General features: G+C 68.4%; 6 protein-coding genes. 3 read left to right on the top strand and 3 right to left on the bottom strand.

The window, feature by feature from the left end; all coding sequences use genetic code 11:
- Positions 1-83 precede the first annotated feature (83 nt).
- Positions 84-1,232 carry an isochorismate synthase gene (locus tag B0293_RS02345; RefSeq protein WP_005155962.1) on the bottom strand — a complete coding sequence of 383 codons (1,149 nt, stop codon included), beginning with the start codon at positions 1,230-1,232 and terminating at the stop codon, positions 84-86.
- 107 nt (positions 1,233-1,339) lie between these two features.
- Positions 1,340-1,651 (bottom strand): integration host factor, actinobacterial type, encoded by a 312-nt coding sequence (gene mihF / locus B0293_RS02340; protein ID WP_005155963.1) that lies wholly within the window; start codon positions 1,649-1,651, stop codon positions 1,340-1,342.
- Positions 1,652-2,101: 450 nt separating this feature from the next.
- Between mihF and B0293_RS02335 the strand changes: the two genes are divergently transcribed.
- Both B0293_RS02335 and B0293_RS02330 read left to right on the top strand, forming a co-directional pair.
- A complete protein-coding gene (locus B0293_RS02335; protein ID WP_005155964.1) occupies positions 2,102-3,739 on the top strand; it encodes a long-chain fatty acid--CoA ligase in 1,638 nt (545 codons plus the stop codon).
- A 100-nt stretch (positions 3,740-3,839) separates the two neighbouring features.
- Entirely contained in the window at positions 3,840-5,102 is a 1,263-nt protein-coding gene (locus B0293_RS02330; RefSeq protein ID WP_005155965.1) for an ABC transporter substrate-binding protein, read from the top strand.
- On the opposite strand, the gene B0293_RS02325 is transcribed toward B0293_RS02330, so the two are convergent.
- On the bottom strand, positions 5,071-5,526 hold the full coding sequence (locus B0293_RS02325) for a hypothetical protein (protein ID WP_005155966.1): 456 nt from the start codon (positions 5,524-5,526) through the stop codon (positions 5,071-5,073). The two genes, B0293_RS02330 and B0293_RS02325, sit on opposite strands and share 32 nt — an antisense overlap.
- Before the next feature lie 58 nt (positions 5,527-5,584).
- Between B0293_RS02325 and B0293_RS02320 the strand changes: the two genes are divergently transcribed.
- A complete protein-coding gene (locus tag B0293_RS02320) occupies positions 5,585-6,193 on the top strand; it encodes a TetR/AcrR family transcriptional regulator C-terminal domain-containing protein (protein WP_005155967.1) in 609 nt (202 codons plus the stop codon).
- The last annotated feature ends 1 nt before the right edge of the window (position 6,194 follow it).

The following is a 6,194-nucleotide window of genomic DNA, read 5'->3' as shown; positions in this document are numbered from 1 at the left end:
CCCAACGTGGCATTGGGGACATCGAGCGCGAGGCGGCCGCGGTAGTTGCGCGTGCAAGTACCGCATCCAGAGGACGAAACGCGTCAGATCTCCAGGCCCATCGCGGCCAGCAGGGTGCGGAACTTCGCCGACGTCTCGTCCAGTTCGGTCTGCGGGTCGGACGCGGGCACGATGCCGCCGCCGGCGTACAGCCGCATGGAGGTGTCGGCGATCTCCGCGCACCGGATCCCGACGGCCCATTCGCCGTCTCCGGCCGCGTCGACCCAGCCGACGGCGCCCGCGTAGTACTCACGGTCGAACGGCTCCAGCTCCCCGACCAGGGAGCGCGCGGCGTCCGTCGGCGTTCCGCAGATCGCGGGAGTCGGGTGCAGCGCGGCCGCGAGGTCCAGCGCGGTGACGTCATGGTCGATCAGCTCGCCGGTGACGGTGGTCGAGAGATGCCAGATCGCCGGCGTCGAGACCAGTTCGGGGCCGCGGACGTCGAGGGTGCGGCAGAAGGGCCGCAGGATCTCGACGACGGACTCCACCACGACGGCGTGTTCGACGTGGTCCTTTTCGGACGCCAGGAGCGCCTCACCGTTGGCCTTGTCGATCGCCGGGTCCGCCGACCGGGGCATCGACCCGGCATGCGGCCGGGACAGCACGGCTCCACCGCTGCGGGACAGCAGGAGTTCGGGGGTGGCGCCGACCAGCGTGCGCCCGCCGGGCAGTTGCGCGGCGTAGGTGGTGTGCCGGGGATTCCCGTTCGCCAGGTTCCGGACGACGTCCGCGACCGGGACGGCGGCGGCGAAATCGAGGTCGAGGGCGCGGGCTAGGACGACCTTACGCAGGTCCCGGTCGCTCAGCGCCGAGACGGCCGCGCGGACGGCGGCGAGATGCGCCTCCGGTTCGGGCACGGAAGTGACCTTGACCGGCTGCGGAAGGGCGGTGCGCGGCGGCACGGCCCCGCGTTCGGAAGACGCGCGGTGCACCGTGCGAGGCAGGACCAGGTGACCAGGTGTGGAAGTGCCCTCGCTGGTGTCGAAGGGCAGGACTCCGACCGCGATCGGCGCGCCGGTGTCGGTGAACAGCCCGGGGAGCGCCCGGGACAGCCGCGCCGGATCGGTGTCGGTCGCGGTGGCCGCGGCCCCGCTCGCGAGGAGCGCGTGCCGTGCCGTGGCCAGGAGGAAGTCGCCCCGCTCGTAGCGGGCGGCCAGGTCTGCCGGTGTCGCCGGTGCGGTACTGGTCGTCACCCCACCAGCGTCCCAGGCTCCGGCTGAGACCAGGGGAAAGTGTTGCCCGGGCAACAGCCTCTCAGGCAACACCTTCCCCCGGACAGCCCGTGACCTGGGCGGAAGCGTTACTTCAGCGCCTCGAGGAGGGCCTCGCGCTGCCGCTCGCCCAGGCCGGCGGCACGCCGGTCGGGGTCGATCCCGGCCTGCTCCAGCAGGGCGGCGACCTTGACCGCGCCCAGGCCGGGCACGGCCTTCAGCAGCTGCGTGACCTTCGTCTTGCCGATGGTCTTGTTCTCCTTGGCCTGCTTGAGCACCTTGTCGATGCTCTCCTTGCCGGACTTGATCGACGCAAGCAGCTCGGAGCGCGCTTTGCGAGCCTCAGCCGCCTTGGCGAGGGCATCGGCGCGCTGCTCCGGAGTCAACGTGGGCAGAGCCAACGTAGTAGTCCTTTCATCTCAGGTCTCCGCTTTCGCGGCCGACGGCCTTTAACCATGCTTGCAAGAGCAAGCGCTGGCCAGCCGTCTCTGTACCACGGCTCCAGTAAACGCCACCCGTTCCTCGGCCGTGAAACCGACACGCACTTATTACCCCTCGACCACGCCACGGGCAACCCACCCCAGCCTGCGGAAACACGCCGTTCGGGCGGCGATTCAATGGCGTTCATCACCCTTATGAGCGATGCGAAGACTTCGCACTGTTAGCCATTTTTCGTTTCATGGTAGGAAAAACACGAATTATTGATGATCTTGACCCGAACCGGCGAACACCCGTTAGCGCGACACCGTGACCGAACGGTTGCCTGCGACGTTACTGACCAGTTCACCCGTCCCGCATTAGAGTCGGCCCAACCCCAGTTCACCGGAGAACGAGCACCACGGGAGTACGCGATGTTGAGCACGATGCAGGACGGACAGCTGTCACTGGGCAGGCTGCTCCGCCACGGCACCACGGTGCACTCCGAGAGCGAAGTCATCACCTGGACCGGTTCAGAAGCCCGCCGCGAGACCTACGGTGAGCTCGGCAAACACGCCGCGAAGCTCGCGAACGCCCTCCGAAGCCTGGGTATCACCGGTGACCAGCGCGTCGGCACGTTCATGTGGAACAACGCCGAGCACATGGCCGCGTACCTGGCCATCCCCGCCATGGGCGCGGTGCTGCACACGCTGAACATCCGGCTGTTCCCGGAGCAGCTGGTCTTCGTCGCCAACCACGCCGAGGACCAGGTCGTCATCGTCGACGGCACGCTCATCCCGCTGCTGGCCAAGCAGCTGCCCGAGCTGAAGACCGTGCGTCACGTCATCGTGGCCAACGGCGACGCCTCGGCCCTCCAGGCGCCCGACGGCGTCCAGGTGCACTCCTACGACGAGCTGCTGGCCGGCCAGCCGGACACCTTCGACTGGCCCGAGGTGGACGAGCGTTCGGCCGCCGCGATGTGTTACACCTCGGGCACCACGGGTGACCCCAAGGGCGTCGCGTACTCCCACCGGTCGATCTGGCTGCACTCGATGCAGGTCACGATGACCGACAGCATGCGGCTGGCCCAGCACGACAAGGCCCTCGCGATCGTCCCGATGTTCCACGCGATGGCCTGGGGCATGCCGTACGCGGCACTGATGGTCGGCGCGTCGCTGCTCATGCCGGACCGGTTCCTCCAGCCCGCCCCCATCGCCCAGATGCTCGACGCCGAGAAGCCGACCTTCGCCGGCGCCGTCCCGACGATCTGGCAGGGCCTGCTCTCCCACCTCGACGCGAACCCGCAGGACATCTCGCATCTGCGCGAGGTCGTCGTCGGCGGGTCGGCCGCGCCGCCGTCGCTGATGCACGCGTTCGAGGACCGCTACGACGTGCCGATCCTGCACGCCTGGGGCATGACCGAGACGTCGCCGCTGGGCAGCGTCGCGCGTCCGCCCGCCGCCGCGACCGGCGAGAAGGCGTGGGAGTACCGCTACACCCAGGGCCGGTTCCCGGCGTCGGTCAGCGCCCGGCTGATCGGCGACAACGGCGAAGAACTGCCGTGGGACAACGAAAGCGTCGGCGAACTCGAAGTGCAGGGGCCGTGGATCGCGGCGTCGTACTACAGCGGCACGAGTGGTGACGAGCCCGATCCGGAGAAGTTCCACGACGGCTGGCTGCGCACCGGCGACGTCGGCAAGATCAGCCCGGACGGCTACCTCACGCTGACCGACCGCGCGAAGGACGTCATCAAGTCCGGCGGCGAGTGGATCTCTTCGGTGGACCTGGAGAACCAGGTGATGGCCCACCCCGCGGTGGCCGAGGCGGCCGTGGTCGGCATCCCCGACGAGAAGTGGGACGAGCGCCCGCTGGTCGCCGTCGTGCTCCGGGAAGGCCAGAGCGTCACGGCCGAAGAGCTGCGCGAATTCCTGTCCGACAAGGTCGCGAAGTGGCAGCTTCCGGAGAACTGGACCTTTGTGGACGAAGTCCCCAAGACCAGCGTCGGCAAGTTCGACAAGAAGCGGCTGCGGGCGTTCCACTCCGAAGGCAAACTCGACATCAGTCAGCTCTAACGGGTTAATCTCCCGCGCGCCTAGCCTTCCGTGAAGGCCTCCTTGAGGGACCCTGGGTCCCTCAAGGAGGCCTTCACGGCGTTCGGCGAAGGGTTTGTTGGTGCGTAAGACAAGCAGGCGCGCGTTCCTGGCCATGGCGGGGACGGCCGTGCTTTCAGCCTGCGGGTCGAACAGTGTCCAAACAGGAAACCCGCCGCCCTCGACGGCGTACTCCGCCGGGGTGACCAGGCCGAAACCGAAGCCGGTGGACCTCGCCCAGTGGTACCACCCGTATCCCGAAGCCGGTGTCCAGGAAGCCGTCACGCGCTACGCGGCCGCGTACCAGAAGTCCAAGGTCGCGGTGCAGTGGAATCCCGACGACTACGAGACGAAACTGAACGCCGCGCTGACGGCGGGCCCGGTCCCGGACGTCTTCGAAGGCCAGGTCACCGTCGACCGTGTCCGGCAGGGCCTGCTCGTTCCGCTCGACGACGTCGTCGGGCCCGTGCGCGGCGATTTCAACGCCTCGGTGCTCGCGGCGCAGACCGTCGACGGCAAGCTCTACGGCATCCCGCAGGCACTCGACACCCAGGTTCTCTTCTACCGCAAGAGCTTCCTGCAAGAGGCCGGGGTCAAGCCGCCGCAGACGCTCGACGAACTCGTCGACGCGGCGAGAAAACTCTCCAAGGACGGCGTCAAAGGACTGTTCGCCGGCAACGACGCGGGCGCGGCGGCGCTCGCCGGACCGCTGCTGTGGTCGGCCGGGCTCGACTACGTCAAGGACGGCAAATCCGTCGGCTTCGACGATCCGCGTGCCGCCACGGCGTTCGCGAAACTCCACGAACTCAACGGTTCGCTGCTGCTGGGCGCTTCGACGGACTGGCCGGACCCGGTCCCGTTCATCGACGGGCTCGCCGCCATGCAGTGGACCTGGCTGTGGAACCTGCCGAAGATCCAGGACACCGTGAAAGACGACTTCGGCGTCCTGGCCTTCCCCCGGCTCGACGCGTCGGGCGCGCCGTCCGTGCCGGTCGGCGGCCTGAGCTCGATGGTGCACGCCAAGAGCCTGAACCCCAACGCCGCCAAGGACTTCGTCAAGTGGCTCTGGCTGGAACGCACCGATTTCCAGCAGGAGTTCGCCACCAGGTTCGGGTTCCACCTGCCCGCGCGGCTGAGCGTGCTCGACAAGGTCGACACGGCGGGCGACGCCGCGAAGCTGGTCCGGGAGAACGGCCGTGCCGCCGGTCCACTGTGGACACCTTCGGCGAACGCCGCGCTCGTCGACGCGCTGGGCCGCATCGCCCGCGACGGCGCCGACCCCGCCGCCGAGACGAAGAAAGCGGTCGAGGCCGTCAAAGCCGAACTGGGTCGCCTGTCCGCGTGAGCCGCCGCGAGCGGACGTACGCGACGATCAACGCGATCGACAGGATCACCGCGCCGCCGTCGGTGACCAGCGACGGAAGTACACCCGGCCAGCCGTGTTCGTCAATCGCGGCGCGGTGCACCTCGAACGGCACGACGAACACGCCGAACGCCTGACCGACGTTGAAGGCGAGCACCGGCCAAAAAAGCCAGCGCCAGCGGAACCAGACCAGCAGTCCCAGCGCGTTGCCGACGATGAAGACGTCGCCCACCAGCCGCAACGCGCCGAGGTAGGTGGGCGACTCGGCGGTGTCCGCGCCCTTGAGCCGCATGCTCGCTTCGATCAGGTCCAGATCGATGATCGCGTAGTTCTGGAGCGCCGTCCCGAGCACGAAAACGATCGAGCACAGCACCGTGACCAGGCGGATCTTCGGTGTCCAGAGCATCACTTCCCCCGTTCTCTATCAGTGATAGAGACAAATCTATCACTGATAGAGTCCTCGGGTGGCACGCAAAGGCTCGCTGGACCTCGCCAAGATCACCGAGGCCGCCGTCGAGCTGCTCGACGAAACCGGTCTCGCGGAGCTGAGCACCCGGCGCCTGGCGGCGAAGCTCGGCGTCAGCTCACCGACGCTGTACTGGCACGTCAAAGACAAGGCCGAACTGCTCGATCTCGTCGCCGAAGCGATCTGCGCCGACGCGTTCGAGATCGACCGCGACCTGCCGTGGCGCGAACAGCTCGCGAGCGGGCTCCGCCAGTTCCGCGCCCTGCTGCTGCGCCACCGGGACGCGGCCGCCCTGCTGCGCGAACGCCCGCCGACCGGGCCTCATCGGCTGGGCCATATCGAAACGACCGCGCGAATCCTGCTGGAGGCGGGGTTCTCCGAAGAGGACACCGCGGGGATCTCGCGGTTGCTCACGGCACACGTGCTCGCTTCGGTGGAAACCCTCCCGGCGCGGAAGCCGGACGAAGGCTTCCTCGCGCGGCTCGCGGCCTATCCCCACGTGAGCAGGCTCGGCCCGGCTTTCGCGGCCCAGAGCAGCGAAGATCTGTTCGACCTGGGCGTCGAAGTGATCCTGGACGGCCTGGCAGCCCGGCTCCGCCGGTCTTGAG

The sequence above is a fragment of the Amycolatopsis azurea DSM 43854 genome, from assembly GCF_001995215.1.
Lineage (GTDB): Bacteria > Actinomycetota > Actinomycetes > Mycobacteriales > Pseudonocardiaceae > Amycolatopsis > Amycolatopsis azurea.
Note: the sequence above shows the minus strand (reverse complement) of the source record. Positions and strands in the feature narration are given on the sequence as shown.

Bases quoted from the DNA above. Each gene is read 5' to 3' on its own strand.
- B0293_RS02335 (WP_005155964.1), top strand. From the start codon at position 2,102: ATGTTGAGCACGATGCAGGACGGACAGCTGTCACTGGGCAGGCTGCTC.
- B0293_RS02325 (WP_005155966.1), bottom strand. From the start codon at position 5,526: ATGCTCTGGACACCGAAGATCCGCCTGGTCACGGTGCTGTGCTCGATC.